This is a genomic window from Streptomyces sp. NPDC004838 (genome assembly GCF_053600955.1).
The window spans coordinates 65,701-89,966 of sequence record NZ_JBSGAW010000034.1 but is presented as its reverse complement, the minus strand read 5'-3'; the positions used below and the strand labels follow the sequence as shown (position 1 = coordinate 89,966).

19 protein-coding genes and 1 pseudogene are annotated in these 24,266 nt (G+C 70.8%); 16 read left to right on the top strand and 4 right to left on the bottom strand.

Annotated features, from left to right (window positions below; genetic code table 11):
• Positions 1-123 precede the first annotated feature (123 nt).
• Positions 124-309, bottom strand: a complete 186-nt coding sequence (rpmB, locus tag ACWEFL_RS30860; protein ID WP_003957616.1) for a 50S ribosomal protein L28 — start codon at positions 307-309, stop codon at positions 124-126.
• Between the two features lie 271 nt (positions 310-580).
• Here rpmB and ACWEFL_RS30855 point away from each other — a divergent pair, with 271 nt between their 5' ends.
• The 9 genes and pseudogenes from ACWEFL_RS30855 to mutM all read left to right on the top strand — a co-directional run bounded on the left by ACWEFL_RS30855 (position 581) and on the right by mutM (position 10,159).
• Positions 581-2,191 (top strand): DAK2 domain-containing protein, encoded by a 1,611-nt coding sequence (locus ACWEFL_RS30855; protein ID WP_451718905.1) that lies wholly within the window; start codon positions 581-583, stop codon positions 2,189-2,191.
• A 125-nt stretch (positions 2,192-2,316) separates the two neighbouring features.
• Positions 2,317-4,614, top strand: coding sequence for an ATP-dependent DNA helicase RecG (gene recG / locus ACWEFL_RS30850; protein WP_451718860.1), 2,298 nt, complete (start codon positions 2,317-2,319; stop codon positions 4,612-4,614).
• A 128-nt stretch (positions 4,615-4,742) separates the two neighbouring features.
• On the top strand, positions 4,743-5,345 hold the full coding sequence (gene rsmD / locus ACWEFL_RS30845; protein WP_451718858.1) for a 16S rRNA (guanine(966)-N(2))-methyltransferase RsmD: 603 nt from the start codon (positions 4,743-4,745) through the stop codon (positions 5,343-5,345).
• 26 nt (positions 5,346-5,371) lie between these two features.
• Positions 5,372-5,851, top strand: a complete 480-nt coding sequence (gene coaD / locus ACWEFL_RS30840; protein WP_451718855.1) for a pantetheine-phosphate adenylyltransferase — start codon at positions 5,372-5,374, stop codon at positions 5,849-5,851.
• 117 nt (positions 5,852-5,968) lie between these two features.
• Positions 5,969-7,126 carry a cell division initiation protein gene (locus tag ACWEFL_RS30835; protein WP_451718853.1) on the top strand — a complete coding sequence of 386 codons (1,158 nt, stop codon included), beginning with the start codon at positions 5,969-5,971 and terminating at the stop codon, positions 7,124-7,126.
• A gap of 188 nt (positions 7,127-7,314) precedes the next feature.
• Entirely contained in the window at positions 7,315-7,953 is a 639-nt protein-coding gene (locus tag ACWEFL_RS30830) for a YceD family protein (protein WP_451718902.1), read from the top strand.
• Positions 7,954-7,955: 2 nt separating this feature from the next.
• Positions 7,956-8,129, top strand: a complete 174-nt coding sequence (gene rpmF / locus ACWEFL_RS30825; RefSeq protein WP_003965982.1) for a 50S ribosomal protein L32 — start codon at positions 7,956-7,958, stop codon at positions 8,127-8,129.
• Positions 8,130-8,157: 28 nt separating this feature from the next.
• Positions 8,158-9,024 (top strand): annotated as a pseudogene (gene rnc, locus ACWEFL_RS30820) (ribonuclease III); the annotation flags it as partial.
• A gap of 280 nt (positions 9,025-9,304) precedes the next feature.
• Positions 9,305-10,159 carry a bifunctional DNA-formamidopyrimidine glycosylase/DNA-(apurinic or apyrimidinic site) lyase gene (gene mutM, locus ACWEFL_RS30815; RefSeq protein ID WP_451718851.1) on the top strand — a complete coding sequence of 285 codons (855 nt, stop codon included), beginning with the start codon at positions 9,305-9,307 and terminating at the stop codon, positions 10,157-10,159.
• A gap of 69 nt (positions 10,160-10,228) precedes the next feature.
• Here mutM and ACWEFL_RS30810 read toward each other — a convergent pair whose 3' ends face one another.
• Positions 10,229-11,062, bottom strand: a complete 834-nt coding sequence (locus ACWEFL_RS30810) for a CAP domain-containing protein (RefSeq protein WP_451718849.1) — start codon at positions 11,060-11,062, stop codon at positions 10,229-10,231.
• A gap of 170 nt (positions 11,063-11,232) precedes the next feature.
• On the opposite strand from ACWEFL_RS30810, the gene ACWEFL_RS30805 reads away from it, so the two are divergent.
• The 3 genes from ACWEFL_RS30805 to ACWEFL_RS30795 all read left to right on the top strand — a co-directional run bounded on the left by ACWEFL_RS30805 (position 11,233) and on the right by ACWEFL_RS30795 (position 16,174).
• The gene (locus ACWEFL_RS30805) at positions 11,233-11,514 is read left to right on the top strand and encodes an acylphosphatase (RefSeq protein ID WP_451718847.1); all 282 of its coding nucleotides are present in this window, start codon (positions 11,233-11,235) and stop codon (positions 11,512-11,514) included.
• A gap of 391 nt (positions 11,515-11,905) precedes the next feature.
• A complete protein-coding gene (locus tag ACWEFL_RS30800) occupies positions 11,906-12,124 on the top strand; it encodes a hypothetical protein (RefSeq protein WP_451718844.1) in 219 nt (72 codons plus the stop codon).
• Between the two features lie 213 nt (positions 12,125-12,337).
• The gene (locus ACWEFL_RS30795; protein ID WP_451718842.1) at positions 12,338-16,174 is read left to right on the top strand and encodes an AAA family ATPase; all 3,837 of its coding nucleotides are present in this window, start codon (positions 12,338-12,340) and stop codon (positions 16,172-16,174) included.
• A 265-nt stretch (positions 16,175-16,439) separates the two neighbouring features.
• Here the strand turns inward: ACWEFL_RS30795 and ACWEFL_RS30790 are convergent, their stop codons facing one another.
• On the bottom strand, positions 16,440-17,678 hold the full coding sequence (locus ACWEFL_RS30790; RefSeq protein ID WP_451718839.1) for a GNAT family N-acetyltransferase: 1,239 nt from the start codon (positions 17,676-17,678) through the stop codon (positions 16,440-16,442).
• 350 nt (positions 17,679-18,028) lie between these two features.
• Between ACWEFL_RS30790 and ftsY the strand changes: the two genes are divergently transcribed.
• Positions 18,029-19,228, top strand: coding sequence for a signal recognition particle-docking protein FtsY (gene ftsY / locus ACWEFL_RS30785; RefSeq protein ID WP_451718836.1), 1,200 nt, complete (start codon positions 18,029-18,031; stop codon positions 19,226-19,228).
• A 253-nt stretch (positions 19,229-19,481) separates the two neighbouring features.
• Here the strand turns inward: ftsY and ACWEFL_RS30780 are convergent, their stop codons facing one another.
• A complete protein-coding gene (locus ACWEFL_RS30780) occupies positions 19,482-20,159 on the bottom strand; it encodes a bifunctional DNA primase/polymerase (protein ID WP_451718833.1) in 678 nt (225 codons plus the stop codon).
• A gap of 435 nt (positions 20,160-20,594) precedes the next feature.
• On the opposite strand from ACWEFL_RS30780, the gene nsdA reads away from it, so the two are divergent.
• The 3 genes from nsdA to ACWEFL_RS30765 all read left to right on the top strand — a co-directional run bounded on the left by nsdA (position 20,595) and on the right by ACWEFL_RS30765 (position 24,090).
• Positions 20,595-22,067, top strand: a complete 1,473-nt coding sequence (gene nsdA / locus ACWEFL_RS30775) for a transcriptional repressor NsdA (protein ID WP_451718830.1) — start codon at positions 20,595-20,597, stop codon at positions 22,065-22,067.
• 311 nt (positions 22,068-22,378) lie between these two features.
• Complete coding sequence (locus ACWEFL_RS30770; protein WP_451718827.1) at positions 22,379-23,755, top strand: ammonium transporter; 1,377 nt, start codon at positions 22,379-22,381, stop codon at positions 23,753-23,755.
• A complete protein-coding gene (locus tag ACWEFL_RS30765; RefSeq protein ID WP_143640660.1) occupies positions 23,752-24,090 on the top strand; it encodes a P-II family nitrogen regulator in 339 nt (112 codons plus the stop codon). Before ACWEFL_RS30770 ends, ACWEFL_RS30765 begins: the two co-directional genes overlap by 4 nt.
• Positions 24,091-24,266: the final 176 nt, after the last annotated feature.

The window sequence follows — 24,266 nt, the reverse complement described above, 5'->3', positions numbered from 1 at the left end:
GCGCCCCCGAGGCGGCGGAAACGGCGAAAGCCGGCCCACCAGACGGTGGACCGGCTTCCAAGGCAACCGCAAGGGCTGCGCTACGACGAGATCACCCCCGCGCGGACGCGGAGGGCATCACCTCTAGCGCGAGACCTTGCCGGCCTTGATGCACGAGGTGCAGACATTGAGCCGCTTCGGCGTCCGACCGACCACGGCACGCACGCGCTGGATGTTCGGGTTCCAGCGACGGGACGTACGGCGGTGCGAGTGCGAAATGTTGTTGCCGAAGCCCGGCCCCTTGCCGCAGACGTCGCAGTTGGCAGCCACGGGACACTCCAAAGACTTCAGATGCACTTACAGTGAATTCCGGCGCGCCGGAAATCAGTAACTGATCAGTGGCTCTGCCGGGGGAATGGCCTGACTCTCATCAGGCAACCGGAGCAGCATACAACGGCTGCTCCCGCACAACGAAACTACCATGGCCTCTTCCCGCCCCCGCCCCGCTCCCAGCCGCCTGCCGGGGTCTACCCTGCGGTGCGACTTGCTGCCCGAGGCCATCGACCGCGGTCGTGTCCGGCTGTCCGAGGAGGATCACCAGGTGCCGCAGAATCTCGACGCCGCAGCGGTACGCACCTGGTGCTCACGGGCGCTGGAGGCGCTCGGCCGCGAGCGCGAGGAGATCGACGCGATCAACGTCTATCCCGTGGCGGACGGCGACACCGGTACCAATCTCTTTCTCACCGTCGAGTCCGCGGCCACGGCCGTGGAGGCGGTCTTCGCCGCGCACGAGACCGGGGGCGGGGTCCCCGAGGTGTCCGTGGTGGTCCGGTCCATGGCACACGGCGCGCTCCTCGGGGCGCGCGGGAACTCCGGAACGATCCTCGCGCAGCTCCTGCGGGGCATGGCGGAGCGCATAGGGGAGGGGGACCATCTCGCCGGAGCCCTGCGGCGGGCCTCGGCGCTCGCGCGGGAGGCGGTCGCGCATCCGGTCGAGGGCACCATCCTCACCGTCGCCGCCGCCGCCGCGGCGGCGGCTCAGGCAGCGCCGGACGACGCCGCGAAGGCCGCGTACGAAGGAGCCAGGACCGCCCTCGACGCGACCCCGGGCCAGCTCGCCGTACTGGGCCGCGCCGGTGTCGTGGACGCGGGCGGGCGCGGGCTGCTCGCGGTGCTGGGGGCACTGGTGGAGGCCGTGACGGGCGCCGCCCCGGTACCGCTGCCCTCGGCGCGGGTCGCGGTGACGGAGGCGGTACGGGGGCCGGCCCCCGCGGCGGAGGCCGCCGAACCCTGCGACGACGGCGGCCCGGCCTTCGAGGTGATCTACCTCCTGGAGGCGGACGACGCGGCCGTGGCACGGCTGAGAGCCCGGCTGGACGCCCTCGGGGACTCCCTGGTCGTCGTGGGCGGCGACGGACTGTGGAACGTGCACGTCCATGTCGACGACGCGGGCGCGGCGGTCGAGGCCGGTGTCGAGGCGGGCCGCCCGCACCGGATCCGTATCACGCACTTCGACAGCGCGGCCCCTCCCGTACGGGAGCAGGCGCAGCGCGCGGTCGTCGTGGTCGTGCCCGGCGAGGGCATCGCGGGTCTCTGCGCCGACGCGGGCGCGACGACGGTGCTCGCCCGCCCCGGAGAGCCCCCCGCCAGCGGTGAACTCGTGGACGCGATCCGCCGCGCCCACGCCCGTGAGGTGGTGCTCCTGCCGAACTCCGCCGAGCTGCGCCACACGGCCGCCGCCGCCGCGGAACAGGCCCGTACCGAAGGGATCCGCGTCGCCCTCGTCCCCACCCGCGCGACCGTCCAGGGCATCGCCGCCCTCGCCGTCCACGAGCCCGCCCGCCGCTTCGACGAGGACGTCGTCGCCATGACCGCGGCGGCGGGGGCGACCCGCTACGCCGAACTGGCCGTCGCCGAGCACCGGTCCTGGACCTCGGCCGGGGTCTGTCAGGCGGGGGACGTGCTCGGGCTGATCGACGGTGACGTGGCCGTGATCGGCACCGATCTCACGGCGACCGCGACGGCCGTGCTGGACCGGATGCTGGCGGCGGGCGGGGAACTGGTGACCCTGATCCTCTCGGACGAGGTCCCTGACGGCACGGCCGTGGCCACCCGTCTCGAACGCCATGTCAGGGAGACCCATCTGGCGGTCGACACCGTCGTGTACGAGGGAGGCCGGGGGGCCGCTCCGCTGCTGATCGGGGTCGAGTAGCCCGCCGGGCGGCCGGGGCGCACGGGGAGTGCCGGGGGTGAGGGGCCCGCCGGGGACGGTGAAATCCGGCGTGATCCCGCCCGTACCGGCGCACCTGCCCCCGCCTGTCGGTCCCGTGGTGTGCAATGGGATCCGTGCCCGTGCTCGATGAACCGTTGAAGAAGACGCTCGGACCCGCCACCGCCAAGGTGCTGGGCGAGCAGCTCGATCTGCACACCGTCGGCGATCTGCTGCATCACTATCCCCGGCGGTACGAGGAGAGGGGGCAGCTCACCCGGCTCTCCGAGCTGCCGCTCGACGAGGACGTGACCGTGGTGGCCCAGGTGGCCGACTCCCGTGTGCACACGTTCAACGGCGGGCGCGGCAAGCGGCTGGAGATCACGATCACGGACGGGAGCGGACGGCTTCAGCTCGTGTTCTTCGGGCGGGGGGTCCACAGGCCGCACACGGAGCTGCTGCCCGGCAGCCGCGCGATGTTCGCCGGGAAGGTCTCGGTGTTCAACCACAGACTCCAGCTCGCGCACCCGACGTACGCCAAGCTGGCCGCGGGCGGTGCCGAAGGCTCCGGGGGCGCCGGCGGCTCTATCGGTTCTGCCGGTACTGCCGGTTCCTCCGACGCGGCGGACATCGAGTCCTGGGCGGGCGCGCTCATCCCGATCTATCCGGCGTGCAAGGGCATGGAGTCCTGGAAGATCGCCAAGGCGGTCGACGCGGTGCTGCCGCGCGCGCGGGAGGCCGCCGATCCGCTCCCGCCGTCGCTGAGGGACGGCAAGGGCTTCGTCTCCCTGCCCGAGGCGCTGCTCAAGGTTCATCGCCCCCATACGAAGGCGGACATCGAGGACGCCAGGCAGCGGCTGAAGTGGGACGAGGCGTTCGTCCTCCAGGTCGCACTGGCCCGGCGGCGCTTCGCGGACACCCAGCTGCCCGCCGTGGCCCGCAGGCCGTCCCCCGGCGGTCTGCTCGACGCGTTCGACGCCGAGCTGCCCTTCACCCTCACCGACGGCCAGCTCAAGGTCACAGGGGAGATCTTCGGCGATCTCGCGACCGAGCATCCGATGCACCGGCTGCTCCAGGGCGAGGTCGGATCCGGGAAGACGCTGGTCGCGCTGCGCGCGATGCTCGCCGTCGTGGACGCGGGCGGCCAGGCGGCGATGCTCGCGCCCACCGAGGTCCTCGCCCAGCAGCACCACCGCTCCATCGTGGAGATGATGGGCGAGCTGGCCGAAGGCGGCATGCTCGGCGGAGCCGAGCACGCCACCAAGGTGGTGCTGCTGACCGGTTCGATGGGGGCCGCCGCCCGCAGACGTGCCCTGCTCGACCTGGTGACCGGCGAAGCCGGGATCGTCATCGGCACCCACGCGCTGATCGAGGACAAGGTCCAGTTCCACGATCTGGGCCTGGTCGTCGTCGACGAGCAGCACCGGTTCGGTGTGGAGCAGCGCGACGCGCTGCGCTCGAAGGGCAAGCAGCCGCCCCACCTGCTGGTCATGACCGCCACCCCCATCCCGCGCACCGTCGCGATGACCGTCTTCGGCGATCTGGAGACCTCCGTTCTCGACCAGCTCCCGGCCGGGCGCTCGCCGATCGCCAGCCATGTCGTCCCCGCGCGGGACAAGCCGCACTTCCTGGCCCGCGCCTGGGAACGGGTGCGCGAAGAGGTCGGCAAGGGCCATCAGGCGTACGTGGTCTGCCCCCGCATTGGCGACGACGCCGAGGAGGCCGGCGTGGCCGACGCCGGCGGAGCGGGCAAGAAGTCCGCGGGGGCCGCCGGGAGCGACGCCGTTTCCGCCGGGGACGACGCCGAGAAGCGGCCCCCGCTCGCCGTGCTCGACATCGCCGGACAGCTGCGGGACGGTCCGCTGGCCGGGCTCCGTGTCGAGGTGCTGCACGGCCGGATGGCACCCGACGACAAGGACGACGTGATGCGCCGCTTCGCCGCCGGCGAGGTGGACGTCCTCGTGGCCACCACCGTCATCGAAGTCGGCGTCAACGTCCCGAACGCCACCGCCATGGTGATCATGGACGCCGACCGGTTCGGCGTCTCCCAGCTGCACCAGCTCCGCGGCCGGGTCGGCCGGGGCTCGGCCCCCGGGCTCTGCCTGCTGGTCACCGAGATGCCGGAGGCCGCGCCCGCGCGCGCCCGGCTCGGCGCGGTCGCCGCCACCCTCGACGGCTTCGAGCTGTCCCGTATCGACCTCGAACAGCGCCGCGAGGGCGATGTGCTCGGCCAGGCCCAGTCGGGAGTCCGCTCCTCGCTGCGGATGCTCACCGTCATCGACGACGAGGAGATCATCGCCCAGGCCCGCGAGGAGGCCGTCACCGTCGTCCGCGAAGACCCCGAGCTGGAGCGCCTGCCCGCGCTGCGCACCGCGCTGGACGCCCTGGTGGACAAGGAGCGCGAGCAGTACCTCGACAAGGGCTGAGAGACTGAGGCGGACAGCCCGCCCGGAAACGACATCGTGCGCGGTTGTGCGAAGTCGTGTTGAATCGTAGGGATTCGCACGGGTTCGCACGGCATCGTGCGGATTCGTACAGCGTCGTAAGGACTGAGATGACCCGCGTGATCGCCGGTTCGGCCGGTGGACGCCGCCTCGCCGTACCGCCCGGCACCGGCACCCGCCCCACGTCCGACCGCGCTCGCGAGGGGCTCTTCTCCAGCTGGGAGTCGCTGCTGGGCAGCTTCGCGGGGGTCAGGGTCGCCGATCTGTACGCGGGCTCCGGCGCCGTGGGTCTGGAGGCGCTGTCGCGCGGCGCGTCCCACGCCCTGCTGGTCGAGGCGGACGCCCGCGCCGCCCGGACCGTCCGCGAGAACGTCAGAGCCCTCGGTCTGCCCGGCGCCGAGGTCCGTACCGGCAAGGCGGAACAGATCGTCACGGGACCGGCTCCCGGTGATCCTTTTGATGTGATTTTCCTTGATCCGCCCTACTCCGTCACAGACGATGATCTTCGGGAGATTCTGCTCACACTCCGCACTCAGGGCTGGCTAGCGGGCGATGCGCTCGCCACCGTGGAACGCAGCACCAGAGGCGGCGCCTTCCCATGGCCACCCGGTTTCGAGCCTTTGCGCTCCCGTCGCTACGGCGAGGGGACGCTCTGGCACGGTCGCGCCGTCTCTGTCTGCGACGAGACGTCTCTGTGCGAAGACGTCCCATGACCGGACCGGAGAGCGAGGAACTTCCAGTGCGCCGCGCAGTCTGTCCGGGGTCGTTCGACCCCATCACCAACGGGCATCTCGACATCATCGGCCGCGCCTCGAAGCTGTACGACGTGGTGCATGTCGCGGTGATGATCAACCAGACCAAGAAGGGCTTGTTCACGGTCGACGAGCGGATGGAGCTGATCCGCGAGGTCACCAGCGAGTACGGAAACGTTTTGGTGGAGTCCCACCACGGCCTGCTCGTCGATTTCTGCAAGCAGCGCGACATCCCCGCCATCGTCAAGGGGCTGCGCGCCGTCAGCGACTTCGACTACGAGTTGCAGATGGCCCAGATGAACAACGGCCTCTCGGGAGTGGAAACCCTCTTCGTCCCGACCAACCCCACCTACAGCTTCCTCTCCTCCAGCCTGGTCAAGGAGGTCGCCGCCTGGGGCGGTGACGTGTCCCATCTCCTTCCGCCCGCCGTGCACCGGGCTCTTGTCCGCCGCCTCGCCGACCAGTGACACGGCACGGCTCGGCGACCCGCAGGCCGCCGTGCGTCAACCGGTGTCGGAAGAGCGCTGACTGGCCGTACAGTCGTCCGGCACAGGACCCATCAGCGCAGAGAGTGGCGAACCACGGTGGACGTGCAGAAAAAACTCGATGAGATCGTCGAGGCGGTCGGCAGCGCCCGCGCCCTGCCCATGTCGGCATCCTGCGTGGTCAACCGCGCCGAACTGCTCGCCATGCTCGAGGAAGTACGAGAGGCGCTGCCCGGCTCTCTCGCCCAGGCTCAGGAACTGCTCGGCGGCCGGGAGCAGATGGTCGCCCAGGCCCGCCAGGAGGCCGAGCGGATCATCGAGAACGCCCACGCAGAGCGGGGCACCCTGATCTCCGGCACCCAGGTCGCCCGGCAGTCCCAGGACGAGGCGGACCGCATCCTCGCCGAGGCCCGCCAGGAGGCCGAGGAGGTCCGCGCCGAAGCCGACGACTACGTCGACTCCAAACTCGCCAACTTCGAGGTCGTCCTCACCAAGACCATCGGCTCCGTGGACCGCGGCCGGGAGAAACTCCTCGGCCGCGGGCCGGGTCTCGACGAGCGGGGCCACGCCGACCAGGACGCACCCGAGTACAGCGCGGACCCGCAGACCCTGGTCAATCGCGCCGACGAGTACGTGGACGCCAAGCTCGGCGCCTTCGAGGCCGTACTCTCCAAGACCCTCGAAGCGGTCGGGCGCGGACGGCAGAAGCTGCACGGCCGCACCGCCGGCGACGCCCTCGGCGAGCACATGGCCGCCCAGGACGCGGCGGCGTCCGGAGGGCACGCCACCAGCGACGCCGACTATCTGGCCGGTCTGGCGGAGCTGGCCGACCCGGAGCCCCGGCCCCAGGCCCAGCCGCGGACGGAGCCCCCGCGCCCCCAGCACGAGCCCGCGTACCAGTCGCAGCCCCCGATGCCGGCCCAGGCCCCGGTCCAGCAGGACCCGTACGCCTACCAGCAGGCGTACGCGGGATACCAGCAGGACCCGTACGCCGCCGGGTATCAGCAGCAGGGGCACCAGCAGCCGGGCCGGCCGGACCAGCAGGGGTACGAGCAGCAGTACGTTCAGCAGGACCCGTACGCGTATCAGCAGCTCACCGCGGAGCAGCCCCGGCACGAGCCCCCGCAGCACCCTCAGCAGCAGGCCCCGGGGCACGTCCAGCCCCAGGGACAGGCCGCGGCCCTCGACGAGACCAGCCTCTTCGACACCAGCATGATCGACATGGAACAGCTGCGCCGCTACGAACAGGGGCGGTGAAGAGGCCGGGAACCGGGGCCGGACCGGGGCCGGATTGGGCCTATAGCGCCCTTTCCAGTATCCTGACTCATCGGTCGCGCACAGTTTCGCGATTCCGGCTGCCCGCTTCCCGCACAGCAAGGGACGGCAGCCCCTCCCCCCGACGTGTCACCCCGACGCGTTGGCACGATCGGAAAGCAGGAAGAGCCCTGAACGCCCGCCTCGACCACCGCAACCCCCTCGTGTTCGACACGCACGAGCTGGGCCGGCGTCCCGGCGCGCTCCAGCGGCTGTCCCGCTCGGTCCCCGCGCCGAAGGACTTCGGCATCGACGGGGTCGTCGGCGTGCCGGAGGGCGCGACCGTGGAGCTCGACCTCCGCCTGGAGTCGGTCATGGAAGGTGTGCTCGTCACCGGCACCGCCCGTGCGTCGGCCGAGGGGGAGTGCGTAAGGTGTCTGGAGCCGCTGCGCCTCGATGTCGCCGCGGACTTCCAGGAGATGTTCACGTACCCCGACGCCGACGACCGGGGCCGCGGCCGAGCCGCGGAGCCCGGCGACGACGCCGAGGACGAGGACATGCTCAGTCTCGAGGACGGCCTGTTCGACCTCGAACCCGTGCTGCGTGACGCGGTGGTGCTCGCACTGCCGATGCAGCCGGTGTGCCGGGAGGACTGTGCCGGTCTCTGCGCCCAGTGCGGGATCAGGCTCGACGACGACCCGGATCACCATCATGACGCCGTCGACATCCGTTGGGCGGCACTGCAAGGACTCGCCGAGACCGTCAAGGACGGCGAGAAGGACAACATGGGCGGCGCCGATGCGGGCGTCGACGAGAAGCAGGAGAAGTAGCCGTGGCTGTTCCGAAGCGGAAGATGTCGCGCAGCAACACGCGCCACCGCCGGTCGCAGTGGAAGGCTGCGGTCCCCACCCTGGTTTCGTGCGAGCGTTGCCAGGAGCCCAAGCTGCAGCACATCGCGTGCCCCAGCTGCGGCACGTACAACAAGCGCCAGGTCCTCGAGGTCTGATCGGCTGGTGAGAGGCCCGATGTCTGAGCTGTCTGAGCTGTCCAACTCCGGTGCCAAGAAGCAGGAAGACACTGGCAAAGCAGCCAACGCAGTCAACGCAGCCTCGTCCCACACGCTCCTGGAAGGGCGGCTCGGCTATCCCGTCGAGTCCGCCCTTCTGGTGCGTGCGCTGACCCACCGTTCGTACGCGTACGAGAACGGCGGACTGCCCACCAACGAGCGGCTGGAGTTCCTCGGGGACTCGGTGCTCGGACTGGTGGTCACCGACACGCTCTACCGGACCCACCCCGATCTGCCGGAAGGCCAGCTGGCCAAACTGCGGGCCGCGGTGGTCAATTCGCGTGCGCTGGCGGAGGTCGGCCGCGGGCTGGAACTCGGCCTCTTCATCCGGCTCGGCCGGGGCGAAGAGGGCACGGGCGGCCGGGACAAGGCTTCCATCCTCGCCGACACCCTGGAAGCGGTGATCGGCGCGGTCTATCTCGACCAGGGTCTCGAAGCGGCGTCCGAGCTGGTGCACCGGCTCTTCGACCCGCTGATCGAGAAGTCGTCGAACCTCGGAGCGGGCCTGGACTGGAAGACCAGTCTCCAGGAACTGACCGCGGCCGAGGGGCTCGGGGTTCCGGAGTACCTCGTCACGGAGACGGGGCCCGACCACGAGAAGACCTTCACTGCTGCCGCCCGCGTCGGTGGTGTCTCGTACGGCACCGGCACCGGCCGCAGCAAGAAGGAAGCGGAACAGCAGGCGGCGGAGTCCGCGTGGCGGGAGATCCGTGCCGCCGCGGACGAGCGCGCGGCCGCGGAGAAGGCCGCGTCCGAGAACGCGGCGAGGCCCGAACAGACCGGGCCCGTTGACACCTCCGGCGACTCGGCCGCCTCAGAAGGCGCCGGTCCCGCCCGGACCCCCGAGGCGGCCGGGACTTCGACCGAAATCACCGTGGCCGAGGGCCCGCGGGAGACATCCACCGTGGATTCCTCCGAGACCACTCGCCCGACGGCCGTCCCCGAGGCGGGCCCGGTCGGGCCGGCGGACCGAGCCACAGCCTGAGTCCTTCCTTCCGGAAGATCTCTCCGATGCCCCGTGCCCCCTCTGGGGAGCGCGGGGCATCGCAGCATTCCGGCCATGTCCGAAGAGGTACGCTGCGGACACCACCATGAGCGTTTCCTGAAGGAGCCCCGTGCCAGAGCTGCCCGAGGTCGAGGTCGTACGCCGTGGACTCCAGCGATGGGTCAGCGGGCGCACGATAACCGAGGTGCAGGTGCTGCACCCGCGAGCCGTCCGCCGCCATATCGCCGGTGCGGAGGACTTCGCGGCCAGACTCCTGGGGCACAGCATCGGCATCGCCCGCCGTCGCGGCAAGTATCTGTGGCTGCCGCTCGGAGCCACCGACAGCTCGGTCCTCGGCCATCTGGGCATGAGCGGCCAACTGCTCGTCCAGCCCGAGGACGCCGACGACGAGAAGCATCTGCGCGTCAGGGTCCGGTTCGACGACCGGATCGGCACCGAGCTGCGCTTCGTCGACCAGCGCACCTTCGGCGGGCTCTCGCTCCATGACAACACCCCCGACGGGCTGCCCGACGTCATCGCGCATATCGCCCGCGATCCGCTCGACCCCGCCTTCGACGACGAGGCGTTCCACACCGCGCTGCGGCTGCGCCGTACCACGGTCAAACGGGCCCTGCTCGACCAGTCGCTGATCAGCGGGGTCGGGAACATCTACGCGGACGAGGCGCTCTGGCGCGCGAAGCTGCACTACGAGCGCCCCACCGCGAGCCTCCCGCGCCCCCGGTCCGCCGAACTGCTCGGTCATGTACGAGATGTCATGAACGCGGCCCTCGCCGTCGGCGGCACCAGCTTCGACAGCCTGTATGTCAACGTGAACGGCGAATCGGGGTACTTCGACCGGTCACTGGACGCGTACGGACGCGAGAACGAGCCCTGCGGCCGGTGCGGCACCCCGATGCGCAGGAGCCCCTGGATGAACCGCTCCAGCTACTTCTGCCCCCGCTGCCAGCGCCCGCCGCGTCCCTGAGCCGCAGCGCTCGCGGGTTGCGCGGGAGAAGGCGGGATCGCGCCCGCACGGCTTGGACCTGCGGGATTCTCAGAAGCCGAAGTTCTGGGTCCACCACGGGCCGCCCTCGCCCAGATGGACGCCGACGCCGAGCGTCTTGTAGTCGCAGTTGAGGATGTTCGCGCGGTGGCCCTCGCTGCTCATCCAGGATTTCATCACCGCGCGGGCGTCCGCCTGGCCCCGTGCGATGTTCTCGCCGCCGAGGTTCTTCACGCCCGCCTGCTCGGCCCGGTCCCAGGGGCTGTCCCCATCGGGATCGGTGTGGTCGAAGAAGCCGCGCTTGGCCATATCGCTGCTGAAGTTCCCCGCCAGCCGTGCCAGGGCAGGATCGAACCGGACCGGGCCGCACCCTTTCACCTTGGCGCGCTCCTCGTTCACCAGGGCCAGGACCTCGGCCTCCATCGCCTCCTCGGCGGAGGGGGCGGCGGGGCTCCGGCGCTGGGCGGGTACGGAGCTCTCGCCGGTGGCCTCGGTCCGAGGGGCGCCGGCCTTCTTTCCGGGGGTCGGGGCAGCCGTCTTCTCCGGGGTCTTCGTCCTGGCCGAGGGCTTCGGAGACGACGGCGACGGCTTCTTCGTCGTCGGGGACGGGGACTTCGACGGCGAGTGCGGCGCGGTGGGGGTCGCGGTGGCCGCGCCGTCCGTCGACTCGGCGCCCGATTGGCCCTGTGTCTGGAGCTTCGCGGAACCGTCCGAGCGCACCGGACCGCCGGGGGAGCTCTCGCCTCCGACGGTGAAGGTGTCGCCGCCCGGCAGCAGACCGGACGCGACGGCCACGGCGCCTACCGCCATGGCCGCGGAGGCGCCGAGCAAACCGGTGCGTACGGGCCTGCCCGCACGTTTGGCCGAGCGTCGATGCCGTCCCATCTGCTGTGCCTTCCTCGTCCTCGACGACCGAACGGCCGTGAATCGGCCGATGAATCAGCTAACCAGATATCCACTCACCCGAACGGGTGACGTGCATCGCGACCGGACTGTACGCCATGACGTGAGTGAGGGAAGTGTTTCGTGAGCAATCCGACGACTACCGTGGCGCCATGGATGATTGCGCACGGTTCACCGCCTGGGTACGCGGTCGAGTACAGGGAGTGGGATTCCGCTGGTTCACCAGGGCGAACGCACTGGAGATCGGCGGACTCACGGGATTCGCCCTCAATCTCGACGACGGCAGGGTGCAGGTAGTGGCCGAAGGATCGCGTGAGAATTGCCACCGTTTGCTGGAGTGGCTCCGCTCCGACGACACACCCGGGCATGTGGACGGAGTCACTGAGATCTGGGACACCCCTCGCGGGGGATACGACGGCTTCGCGATCCGTTGACGGACATCTGTACCGAGCCCGTTCCAGCGGGTCGGGGCGGGAGTCGCCGGTGGCCGTGCGGAGCGGAAACGGCCAGGTGGTTGCCAAGGAGAGCGACTCGTGCGAGGCTGCGCGGACAAGGATGATCTCCACGCCCGCAGGGCCCCGGAGAAGAGGTGCCACCGCAGGGTTCGCGGGCGCGCGCCCCCGGGTTCGCCCCCTTGAGCGGCGTGTGATCGTGTTGACCGTCAAACTTTTTGGTGAGACTCTGGAAGCCCCGCGCACCTTAGCTGTTTGGCAGTAAGAACCGCAGCGACATCAGCAGTACTCAGCACTGTCGAGCACCGCGGGTGCGAATCCCTCACGACCCACACCGCATCGGTCGGTCACTCAGTGTGGAGGACCATCCATCATGGCAAAGGCGCTTCTCGGTTACGTCGGCGGTTCCGACCCGCGACTTCTCTCCGAGATGCGACGGCTCCAGCAGCGCGTCCAGGACCTCGAATCCGAGCTTGTACGGATTCAGTCCGAGAACGACGCGCTGAACGCTGCCGTCGCTCAGCACCCGGGAGAGTCGCTGCTCGACGGCATCGACATCGACGTACCCCAGGCGGAGCCCGCGCTCACCTGAGCCGAATATCCGCTGGAGAATCATCGCGCAAAGATATGCAAGGGACGCCTCGGCGTCCCTTCTTTCTTTCCCCGACCCGTCCCAAGCCAATACAGTCCTCCCCTCAACGTCTGATGTGCCCTGCACCTTCATCGGTGAAACCGCGAGTGAACCACCGGTCTCCTCCGGGTGTTCCGGGCTGTTCGAGCGACGCGAAAGGTAGAGTCCGGCTGCGTGCACCTCAAGGCCATGACCCTGCGCGGGTTCAAATCCTTCGCCTCCGCCACGACGCTGCGTTTCGAGCCGGGCATCACCTGTGTCGTGGGCCCCAACGGCTCCGGCAAGTCCAATGTCGTGGACGCGCTCTCCTGGGTCATGGGCGAGCAGGGCGCGAAATCACTGCGCGGCGGCAAGATGGAAGACGTCATCTTCGCCGGTACGACCGGGCGGCCACCGCTCGGCCGCGCCGAGGTGTCCCTGACCATCGACAACTCCGACGGCGCACTCCCCATCGAATACGCCGAGGTCACCATTACGCGGATCATGTTCCGCAACGGCGGCAGCGAATACCAGATCAACGGTGACACCTGCCGTCTCCTCGACATCCAGGAGCTGCTGTCCGACTCCGGCATCGGCCGCGAGATGCACGTCATCGTCGGGCAGGGCCGGCTCGACTCCGTACTCCACGCGGACCCCATGGGACGCCGGGCCTTCATCGAAGAGGCCGCGGGCGTCCTCAAGCACCGCAAGCGCAAGGAGAAGGCGCTGCGGAAGCTGGACGCGATGCAGGCCAACCTCGCCCGGGTGCAGGACCTCACCGACGAACTCCGCCGCCAGCTCAAACCGCTGGGCCGGCAGGCGGCCGTGGCCCGGCGGGCCGCCGTCATCCAGGCCGATCTGCGCGACGCCCGGCTACGGCTCCTCGCCGACGATCTCGTACGCCTCCGGAAGGCGCTGACGTCTGAGATCGCCGATGAGGCCGCGCTCAAACACCGCAAGGAAGCGGCCGAAGCGGAGCTGAAGGCCGCGCTCACCCGCGAGGCCGATCTGGAGGACGAGGTACGGCGGCTCGCGCCACGGCTCCAGCGCGCCCAGCAGACCTGGTACGAACTCTCCCAGCTCGCCGAACGGGTACGCGGCACGATCTCCCTCGCCGACGCGCGGGTGAAGAGCGCCACCGCGCAGCCCGCGGACGAACGGCGCGGCCGCGACCCCGAGGACATGGAGCGCGAGGCCGCACGGGTCCGCGAGCAGGAAGCGGAACTCGAATCGGCGCTGGAGGCCGCCCAGCACGCCCTAGAGGACACCGTCGCCCACCGGGCCGAACTGGAACGCGAACTCGGGGCCGAGGAACGCCGTCTCAAGGATGTCGCCCGCGCCATCGCCGACCGCCGCGAAGGGCTCGCCCGGCTGGGCGGACAGGTCAACGCCGCCCGCGGCCGGGCCGCTTCCGCGCAGGCCGAGATCGACCGGCTGACCGCCGCCCGCGACGAGGCGGGGGAACGGGCCGCCGCCGCGCAGGAGGAGTACGAGCAGCTCCGGGCCGAGGTGGAGGGCCTCGACGCCGACGACAGCGAACTCGGCGAACGGCACGACACCGCCAAGCGGGAACTGGCCGAGGCGGAAGCGGCCCTCGGCGCCGCCCGGGAAGCCCTGACCACCGCCGAACGCGAACGCGCCGCCGTCGCCGCCCGCCGCGAGGCCCTCGCCCTCGGACTGCGCCGCAAGGACGGCACGGGCGCGCTGCTCGCCGCCAAGGACCGGCTCGGCGGCCTCCTCGGACCGGCGTCGGACCTGCTCACCGTGGCCCCCGGCTACGAGATCCCGGTCGCCGCCGCCCTCGGAGCAGCGGCCGACGCGGTTGCCGTCACCAACACCGCCACGGCCGCCGAAGCGCTGAGGCTGCTGCGCAAGACCGACGCGGGCCGGGCGGCGATACTGCTGGGAGGCGCGCCGGAGCACGACGTTCACGGCGAGCGCCCCCATCCGGACGAGCGCCCGCCGGGCGATCACCGCACGGCGGGCCGGGGCGCCCCGGCCCTGCCGGACACGGTGGGCAGGGAGGCCGGCGACCCGCCGAGCCGGCCCGGCGGAGCCGTACCGGGGCAGGGGTCGGGCACCGTCTCCGTACCGGATGGACGGCCGCACCCCACGACCGCTCCGACGCGACCGGACCCGTCATCGCGGCACCGCTCTGAGCCGCAGAACCGTTTTGAGCCGCAGAACCGTTTTGACCAGGGGCGGAACGGAACTCACGCCGACCCTGGCCGGTCGCCGCGCGCCGCCGACCTCGTGCGTGGCCCGGACGAGCTGATGCCCGCCGTACGACGGCTGCTCCGGAACACGGTCGTCGTCACCACACTGGAGGACGCGGAGGATCTGGTCCACGCACGGCCGGACCTCACCGCGGTGACCGCCGAAGGCGATGTCCTCGGCGCCCACTTCGCCCAGGGCGGCTCGGCCGGCGCACCCAGCCTGCTGGAGGTGCGGGCCTCCGTCGACGAGGCCGCCGCCGAACTGGCGGAGCTGGCCGTCCGGTGCGAGGAACTGACCGGCGCGCAGCAGCGGGCCGCCGCGAGGCGCGCCGGGTGCGCCGCGCTCGTCGAGGAGCTGGGCGAGCGCCGACGGGCGGCCGATCGCGAGAAGTCCGCCGTCTCCGGCCGGCTCGGCCGGCTCTCCGGACAGGCCCGCGCGGCCGCGGGCGAGGCCGAGCGGACCGCCGCTGCCGTCGCCAGGGCCCAGGAGGCGCTGGAGCGGGCCCGCGCCGAAGCCGAGGAGCTGACCGAACGGCTGCTGGTCGCCGAGGAGAGCCCCTTCGAGGAGGAGCCCGACACCCATGTACGGGACCGGCTCGCCGCCGACGGCGCCAACGCGCGCCAGACCGAGATGGAGGCTCGCCTCCAACTCCGTACCCACGAGGAGCGGGTGAAAGCACTCGCGGGCCGGGCCGACGCGCTCGACCGGGGAGCGCGCGCCGAGCGCGAAGCACGGGCGCGCGCCGAACAGCGGCGCGCCCGGCTGCGTCATGAGGCCGAGGTCGCCTCCGCCGTGGCGACCGGTGCCCGCGTGCTGCTGGCCCATGCCGAGGTGTCGCTCGTACGGGCCGAAGCCGAGCGCACCACGGCCGAGGCGGCCAAGGCGGAACGGGAGCGCGACCTCACGGCCGCCCGGGGCCGGGGCCGGGACCTCAAGGCCGAACTGGACCGACTCACCGACTCGGTCCACCGGGGCGAGGTCCTCGGCGCGGAGAAGCGGCTGCGCATCGAGCAACTGGAGACCAAGGCGCTGGAGGAGCTGGGCGTGGAGCCCGCCGGGCTGATCTCCGAGTACGGCCCCGACCGGCTCGTACCCCCGTCCCCGCCCGCCGAGGGAGAGGAACTGCCCGAGTCTCCCGAGCACCCCCGGAACCAGCCGAGCCCCTTCGTCCGCGCCGAACAGGAGAAGCGCCTGAAGTCGGCCGAACGGGCGTATCAGCAGCTCGGAAAGGTGAATCCGCTGGCTCTGGAGGAGTTCTCGGCGCTGGAGGAGCGCCACAACTTCCTCTCGGAGCAGCTCGAAGACCTCAAGAAGACACGGGCCGATCTGCTTCAGGTGATCAAGGAGGTGGACGAGCGCGTCGAGCAGGTCTTCACCGACGCGTACCGCGACACCGCCCGCGAGTTCGAGGGTGTCTTCTCCCGGCTCTTCCCGGGCGGCGAGGGCAGGCTGATCCTCACCGACCCGGACAATATGCTCACCACGGGCGTGGAGGTGGAGGCCCGTCCGCCGGGCAAGAAGGTCAAACGGCTCTCGCTGCTCTCCGGCGGTGAGCGCTCGCTGACCGCGGTGGCGATCCTGGTGTCGATCTTCAAGGCCAGGCCCAGCCCGTTCTATGTGATGGACGAGGTCGAGGCGGCGCTCGACGACACCAACCTCCAGCGGCTGATCCGGATCATGCAGGAACTCCAGGAGTCCTCGCAGCTGATCGTGATCACCCACCAGAAGCGGACGATGGAGGTCGCGGACGCGCTGTACGGAGTCTCCATGCAGGGAGACGGCGTCTCCAAGGTGATCAGCCAGCGCCTGCGCTGATTCCCACCGGATCCGGCGGCGCCGGGTCGGTCACGGTGCTTCGCGACCTGGTAGCTCGGCAATCCGGCAATCCGGCGACCCGGTGGCTCGGCAACCAGGCGACCCGGTGGCTCGGTTGTTCATTGGTCCGGCCCCTGCGCGGCCCGTCGCCCCCGGGGGCCTGTTCCGGCCGCGCCCGGCCGCCGGAACAGGACCTGTCAGCCCCTGCGGCCCCGTGGCCGCCCTCGGCCAGGCGTTCCCCGGTCCGGCCGCCAGAGCCTCGACCTCAGAACTCGTCCGTCGTGTGCGGCAGCAGCTCCGTGCGCGACGCCGCGCCCAGCAGCCGGGCAGCGCCCGCGGTGTGCTCCGTGGCCAGACCCGCGTGGACCAGCTCGGCCGGATCGGTGCCGCCGAGGTAACACGCGGCCAGCTCGCGTACGTCGAGCGAGAGATCGGGCGCGTCCTCGGTACGGGTGACCCGAGCGGCGAGACCGTCCGCGCCGGCGGCGACGGTGAGACGGTAGCGGCCCGCGTTGCCCGGCACGCCCGCGTCGGTCACCTCCAGCACCACATCGACCGGAGCCGACCAGGCGCGTCCCTCCAGAGCGGCGGCCACATCCACCAGCCGCAGCCAGAGCGCGGGGAACTCCTGGGTGACCGCCACCTGATCGCGGTCGCCCGCGAACCGCAGCAGCGGATCGTCCAGCGGCCGACCCCACGCCCGGACCTTGTCGGCCAGATCGATCGAGGCCACATAGCGCCACAGCGCCGCGGCGACGGCGGGGGAGTCCGCCTCCAGCTCGCCGAGATGGACCGTGCCGCGTCCCTCGTCGTCGGTGAGCGTCCGGTAGATGACGTATCCGGCGGGCTCTTCCCCCGCGTCGCCGATCGCCACCACACGCGGCGGGCTCAGGTCGTTGTCGTCTTCGTCCTCCGTCCGCAGGACGTGGGTCCGCCACCAGAAGTCGTCACGGGCCACCCGTCCCGCCCGCTCCGCCCGTCCCGCCTCGTGCCGTGACCCGATCACCGCGGGAGCGTCCGCCGTGGAGACCAGCCGCAGAGGCCGCTCGTCCGGGGCGATCCGCAGGTCCAGCGGGTGGTCCGCGTCGATCGTCACCGTGTACGAACGGGTCGCCGGATCGAAACCGAAGCGGCCGTAGATCCCCGCCTCGGACACCCAGAGCGCCGCCAGCGGCTGTCCGGCCGCCGCACACCGACGCCACAGCTCGGCGATCATCCCGCTGAGCACCCCGCGCCGGCGGTGCGTCGGCAACACCGAAACGAACGTCACCCCGGCACAGTCCAGCTCCCCGCCGGGTACCGACAGCTTCAGCGCATGAGCGGCCAGCAGCCCGACCAGCTCTTCCCCCTCGTAAGCCCCGATGCGGTCGCAGCTCTCCAGAATCTCCCGGTGTGACTTGCGCAGCTCGTCCTCGGCGTCCTTCCCCAGGAACACCAGATAGTGCAGGTCCAGAGCGCGGTCGAGATGAGCCTCTGGGATGGTTCGAAACTCCAACACGGTCATGAACGGGACGCTAACCCGCCGGGTTCAGACGAGTCATCCGGGTTTTTCCGCCGTGACCACCGTCCGAGCCGCTCCCCGCGCCCCTTGCCGCGTGCCCCTCGCCCGGTGCCGCCGCGCCCCGCGGCCCAGCGGCCCTCCGAAACGGAGGATCGAGCGGGAGACAGCCCACCGCTGTCTCCGCTGTCTCTGCGGTCTTCACGGTCTTCGCAGCTCAGCCGCGATGCCCGGACCCTGTTCCGAGGACGTTCCACGACGGTTCCGGGTCCGCCGGGTGATAACCCGAACGCGCACGGTCATGGAAGGACGCCTTCTACGAATCCCCTCAGCCCGTGACTGATACTGGGTGGGTTATGGAAATCGTCATCCTTGCTGTAGTCATCGCCCTGGTCGCGATCGGCGCGATCAGCGGGCTCGTGATCAGCAGCCGCAAAAAGAAGCAGCTGCCGCCCTCGGCCCCGTCGAGCACGCCGACCATCACCGCTCCGCCCGCCGAGCCGCATGTCGGCGATGAGGCGGAGACACCGCGGGAAGAGCCACGCCGCACCATCGAGGAGGTCGACCTCCCGCCGGGCGGGGGATCCGCGGGCACGGCGGTCATCGCCGAAGCTCCCGAGATCGAGATCCCGGAGCCGACCGCCGGACGGCTGGTCCGGCTCCGCGCCCGCCTCGCCCGCTCCCAGAACTCACTGGGCAAGGGGCTCCTCACGCTCCTCTCCCGCGAGCACCTCGACGAGGACACCTGGGAGGAGATCGAGGAGACCCTCCTGATCGCGGACGTCGGTGTCGCCCCCACCCGCGAACTGGTGGAGCGGCTGCGCGAGCGCGTCAGGGTCCTCGGCACCCGGACCACCGACGAACTGCGCACCCTGCTGCGCGAAGAGCTGCTGACGCTCATCGGCACCGACTTCGACCGGGCGGTCAAGACCGAGAGCGGTCTCGACACCCCCGGTGTGGTGATGGTCGTCGGCGTCAACGGCACCGGCAAGACCACCACCACCGGCAAGCTCGCCCGCGTCCTCGTCGCGGACGGCCGCTCGGTCGTCCTCGGCGCGGCGGACACCTTCCGCGCCGCCGCGGCCGACCAGCTCCAGACCTGGGGTGAGCGGGTCGGCGCACGCACCGTGCGCGGCCCCGAGGGCGGCGACCCGGCGTCCATCGCCTTCGACGCGGTCAAGGAGGGCATCGCCGAGGGCGCCGATGTGGTCCTCATCGACACCGCCGGGCGGCTGCACACCAAGACCGGTCTGATGGACGAGCTGGGCAAGGTCAAGCGCGTCGTCGAGAAGCACGGCCCGCTGGACGAGATCCTGCTGGTCCTGGACGCGACCACCGGTCAGAACGGTCTGGTGCAGGCGCGGGTCTTCGCGGAGGTCGTGGACATCACCGGCATCGTGCTCACCAAGCTCGACGGCACCGCCAAGGGCGGCATCGTCGTCGCGGTCCAGCGGGAGCTCGGCGTACCCGTCAAGCTCGTCGGATTGGGCGAGGGGGCGGACGACCTCGCACCGTTCGAACCGGAGGCGTTCGTCGACGCGCTCATCGGGGACTGAGCCGAAGCCCCGATGGTCCGGCGGGCCGACGCCCGAGCCCGATACCCGGGCCGGAGCCGGGGCGGCGGCGGAGACGCGGACACCGACGGAAGCGGCGACGCTCTCCGCGCGGTGGTGACGCTCTCTGTGCAGTTGTGTGGAGTGGTGGGAGAAGTGCCCGGCACGTGGGGGGTGACGCGCCGGGCACTTCCTTGTGACGCCCGATCCTGGGGATCGGATCCGGCGTCACACCCAACGATGCCGGACGAATGCCCTAGGCCGCCGAGCGATGGCAGATATACGCCAAAGTTCCGAGCAGCAGCCGGGCCTCGGGCGGCGCCGCGGCCGTGTCCAGCGACGGGGGCCGCAGCCAGCTGACCGGGCCCAGGCCGGCGTGATCGGACGGCGGGGCCGTGATGTGGTCGCCGGGGCCGAGACAGTGCAGATCGAGATCCGCGTCGTCCCACCCCATCCGGTACAGCAGCTCGGGCAGTCGCCCGGCCGCGCCGGGGGCCACGAAGAACTGGCACCTGCCGTCGGGCGTCGCCGACACCGGCCCCAGCGGCAGCCCCATCCGCTCCAGGCGCACCAGCGCCCGGCGTCCGGCCGGAGCGGCCACGTCGAGGATGTCGAAGGAGCGCCCCACGGGCAGCAGCAGCGCCGCGCCGGGCACCTCCGACCATGCTTCGGTGACCTCGTCCAGTGTGGCCCCCGCCGGGATCTCGGCGCCGCAGGAGAGCGGATGCGCTCCCGGAGCCGTACAGTCCGGGCCGCCGCAGGAGCACGCGCCGCCCGCGGCCCGCGCCCCCGGCGTCACGGCCCAGCCCCAGAGCCCCGTGTACTCGGCCACCGCCGTCACCGTGCGCTCCGCCGCGCGGCCACGGCGTCGTGAGCCCGGACGGGCGGACCGGATGTCCCGGATCCCCTTGCTGCCGCCGATCGTGAAGCCCATGCCCCCTCCAACGGGTCGTGCTCGCCGGTGGTTACGACCCGAAGTCTCCACGTGACACAGCGTCGCAACCGGTAAAGGTCCGGCGGCGCACAGAAGCGCAAGGGGGAGTGCGGATCGATTCGCGCGCCTATCTGCGCATCGTTCCGCCGCCTTCTGATCGTCTTCTGTCAAGTGAATCGCGCCCGAGTGCGGGGCAGTTCATTCGAAGGGGTGGCGAATGGTGGCGTTTCTGGATTCTCTCTCGCGCGCGAGTGATCGTAGGATTACTTTCGGTGTGCGAACCCTGGAGTTGCGCGCGCCGTTGGCTATGCCGGAGGCAACCGGGTTTCCTGTGCGGATCGACTGTGATGGACCGCATCCTCCGCACAGATGGCCCCGACTCACGGCATTCTGGTAGGGGTTCGAGCTTCAGGCTTCACGGATGGGGGCGTTCCAGTGGACGGCAGCGGAGCCGGTACGCATATCGGCAAGCGCCCGAACGAGCGGCTGAGCTCGTGGTTCGTGCGCAGCGGTTGGTCCAAGGGCGAGCTGGCGCGTCAGGTCAACCGCCGTGCGCGCCAGATGGGCGCACACCACATCAGTACCGACACCTCACGGGTACGGCGCTGGCTCGACGGCGAACAACCCCGCGAACCGATCCCGCGCATCCTCTCCGAGCTGTTCTCCGAACGGTTCGGCAGCGTCGTCGCCATCGAGGATCTCGGTCTCCGCTCCGCGCACCAGTCGCCCTCCGTGTCCGGTGTGGACCTTCCCTGGGCGGGCCCCCAGACGGTCACCCTGCTCAGCGAGTTCTCCCGCAGTGATCTGATGCTGGCGCGGCGCGGCTTCCTCGGGACCTCGCTGTCACTCGCGGCCGGCCCGTCCCTCGTCGAGCCCATGCAGCGCTGGCTCGTGCCGACGCCGGGCGCCGAGCCGGGCGGGCGCGAGTCCCTGCCGGGCCCGCGCAGGCCCTCCCGGCTCTCCAAGCCCGAGCTGGAGCTGCTGGAGGCCACCACCGTGATGTTCCGTCAGTGGGACGCCCAGTGCGGCGGCGGCCTGCGCCGCAAGGCCGTCGTCGGCCAGCTCCACGAAGTCACCGACCTCCTCCAGGAATCCCATCCCGAGCCCACCTCCCGGCGTCTGTTCAAGGTCGCCGCCGAACTCGCCGAACTCGCCGGCTGGATGAGTTACGACGTCGGTCTCCAGCCCACCGCCCAGAAGTACTTCGTCCTCGCCCTGCACGCGGCCAAGGAAGCGGGCGACAAACCGCTCGGCTCGTACATCCTCTCCTCGATGAGCCGTCAGATGATCCACCTGGGACGTCCCGACGACGCCCTCGAACTGGTCCATCTCGCGCAGTACGGCAGCCGCGACTGCGCGACCGCCCGGACCCAGGCCATGCTGTACGCGATGGAGGCACGCGCCTACGCCAACATGGGCCAGCCCAGCAAGTGCAAGCGCGCCGTCCGGATCGCCGAGGACACCTTCGCCGACGCCGCCGCGGACGGCGGGCCCGAGCCCGACTGGATCCGCTTCTTCTCCGAGGCCGAACTCAACGGGGAGAACGCCCACTCCTACCGCGACCTCGCCTATGTGGCCGGCCGCAGCCCCACCTACGCCTCACTCGCCGAGCCCGTCATGGAGCGCGCCGTACACCTCTTCGGCCAGGACGACGAACACCAGCGGTCGTACGCGCTCAACCTCATCGGCATGGCCACGGTCCATCTGCTGAAGAGGGAGCCCGAGCAGGCGACCGGCCTCGCCTCCGAAGCCCTCACCATCGCCCGGCGGGTCCGCTCGGAGCGGGTCAACACCCGGCTGCGGAAGACGGTCGACACGGCCGCCCGCGACTTCGGCGATGTGGCCGAAGTCGTCCACCTCACCGACATGCTCACCGCCCAGCTTCCCGAGACCGCCGAAGCGGTCTGACGCACCGCACCCCCACGGGGGCGGTGCCCGTGGCCGGACGCGACCGCATACAGATGCCGCCTGCCGTCCCCCGCCCCCGCCCCTGACTCCGGCTGCCGGCCGCGGGCGCAGGATACGACCGGGCATGTCCGGGAACCGTCCGTTCACGACGGCGTAACACAGACGACCTCTTCGTCACTGGCGCGAAACATCGAGCGGCATCGGCCGAAACGGCGCTGCGTCAACCTCATGGCCCATACCCGGCCCGCAGAACCGCTTCGGCCTCCGACAGCACCATGCCGCGCCGCCGCACCGACGACGAGGAGACGCCGATGCCCCCAGGCATCTCGACGCTTGCCGCAGAAACCCCGACCCTCTCGGCCGCCAACACCGGCTTCATGCTCATCTGCTCCGCCCTGGTCATGCTGATGACACCCGGCCTCGCCTTTTTCTACGGAGGCATGGTTCGCGTCAAGTCCACCCTCAACATGCTGATGATGAGCTTCATCAGCCTCGGAATCGTCACCATTCTCTGGGTGCTCTACGGATTCAGCCTCGCCTTCGGCACCGATTCCGGCTCCCTCATCGGCTGGTCGTCCGAGTACGTGGGTCTCAGTGGCCTCGGTCTCACCCAGCTGTGGGACGGCTACACCATCCCCGTCTACGTCTTCGCCGTCTTCCAGCTGATGTTCGCGATCATCACCCCCGCACTGATCAGCGGAGCGCTCGCGGACCGCGTCAAGTTCACCGCCTGGGCGCTCTTCATCACCCTGTGGGCCACCGTCGTCTACTTCCCGGTCGCCCACTGGGTGTGGGGCGCGGGAGGCTGGCTCTTCGAGATGGGGGTCATCGACTTCGCCGGCGGCACCGCCGTCCACATCAACGCCGGAGCCGCGGCCCTCGGCGTCATCCTCGTCATCGGAAAGCGCGCCGGGTTCAAGAAGGACCCGATGCGCCCCCACAGCCTGCCGCTCGTCATGCTCGGCGCCGGCCTCCTCTGGTTCGGCTGGTTCGGCTTCAACGCCGGATCCTGGCTCGGCAACGACGACGGCGTCGGCGCGGTCATGTTCGTCAACACCCAGGTGGCCACCGCCGCCGCGATGCTCGCCTGGCTGGCGTACGAGAAGATCCGCCACGGCGCGTTCACCACCCTCGGCGCCGCTTCCGGCGCGGTCGCGGGCCTCGTCGCCATCACCCCCTCCGGCGGCTCCTGCTCCCCGCTCGGCGCGATCGCCATCGGCGCGATCGCCGGTGTCCTGTGCGCCATGGCCGTCGGCCTCAAGTTCAGGTTCGGTTACGACGACTCCCTCGACGTCGTCGGCGTCCACCTCGTCGGCGGCATCGCCGGCTCCCTCCTCGTCGGCCTCTTCGCCACCGGAGGCGTCCAGTCCGACGCCAAGGGCCTCTTCTACGGCGGTGGCCTGGAGCAGCTCGGAAAGCAGGCCGTCGGAGTCCTCGCCGTACTGGCCTACTCCCTGGTGGTCTCCGCCGTCCTCGCCTTCCTCCTCGACAAGACGATCGGCATGCGAGTGGACGAGGACGTCGAGATCTCCGGCATCGACCAGGATGAGCACGCCGAGACCGCGTACGACTTCAGCGGCGCGGGCGGCGGCACGGGCTCCCGCAAGGCCGCACCGGTGCCGAGCGAGTCCGTGGCGTCGGCGGCGCGGAACCAGAAGGCGGCGCAGAACAAGAAGGTGGACGCATGAAGCTCATCACCGCAGTCGTGAAACCCCACCGGCTGGACGAGATCAAGGAGGCGCTCCAGGCGTTCGGAGTCCACGGCCTCACGGTCACCGAGGCCAGCGGCTACGGCCGCCAGCGAGGACACACCGAGGTCTACCGGGGCGCGGAGTACACCGTCGACCTCGTGCCCAAGATCCGTATCGAGGTCCTCGTCGAGGACGACGACGCCGAACAGCTCCTCGACGTCATCGTCAAGGCCGCCCGCACCGGCAAGATCGGCGACGGCAAGGTGTGGAGCGTCCCGGTCGACACCGCGGTACGCGTCCGTACGGGCGAACGCGGCCCCGACGCCCTCTGAGAATGCCCCGGAATCTCTGAAAACGCCCCGGAAGAGGCAAGCCCCCGGTGACGGGGGACCGCACCCGGCGGTGAGCGAGCCGGAGGGCACGCGCCCCCGCCGAAGAGGCGGGGGCACCCTCCGCGGCAGCCGGGGGACGGACCGAGCGAGCGAGGTACGAGCCAGTGAACAGCCCA

Bases quoted from the DNA above. Each gene is read 5' to 3' on its own strand.
- ACWEFL_RS30780 (WP_451718833.1), bottom strand. From the start codon at position 20,159: ATGGGCTTCACGATCGGCGGCAGCAAGGGGATCCGGGACATCCGGTCC.
- rsmD (WP_451718858.1), top strand. From the start codon at position 4,743: ATGACCCGCGTGATCGCCGGTTCGGCCGGTGGACGCCGCCTCGCCGTA.
- ACWEFL_RS30805 (WP_451718847.1), top strand. From the start codon at position 11,233: ATGGATGATTGCGCACGGTTCACCGCCTGGGTACGCGGTCGAGTACAG.
- ACWEFL_RS30810 (WP_451718849.1), bottom strand. From the start codon at position 11,062: ATGGGACGGCATCGACGCTCGGCCAAACGTGCGGGCAGGCCCGTACGC.
- ftsY (WP_451718836.1), top strand. From the start codon at position 18,029: ATGGAAATCGTCATCCTTGCTGTAGTCATCGCCCTGGTCGCGATCGGC.
- ACWEFL_RS30765 (WP_143640660.1), top strand. From the start codon at position 23,752: ATGAAGCTCATCACCGCAGTCGTGAAACCCCACCGGCTGGACGAGATC.
- ACWEFL_RS30800 (WP_451718844.1), top strand. From the start codon at position 11,906: ATGGCAAAGGCGCTTCTCGGTTACGTCGGCGGTTCCGACCCGCGACTT.
- ACWEFL_RS30770 (WP_451718827.1), top strand. From the start codon at position 22,379: ATGCCCCCAGGCATCTCGACGCTTGCCGCAGAAACCCCGACCCTCTCG.
- ACWEFL_RS30790 (WP_451718839.1), bottom strand. From the start codon at position 17,678: ATGACCGTGTTGGAGTTTCGAACCATCCCAGAGGCTCATCTCGACCGC.
- recG (WP_451718860.1), top strand. From the start codon at position 2,317: ATGGGATCCGTGCCCGTGCTCGATGAACCGTTGAAGAAGACGCTCGGA.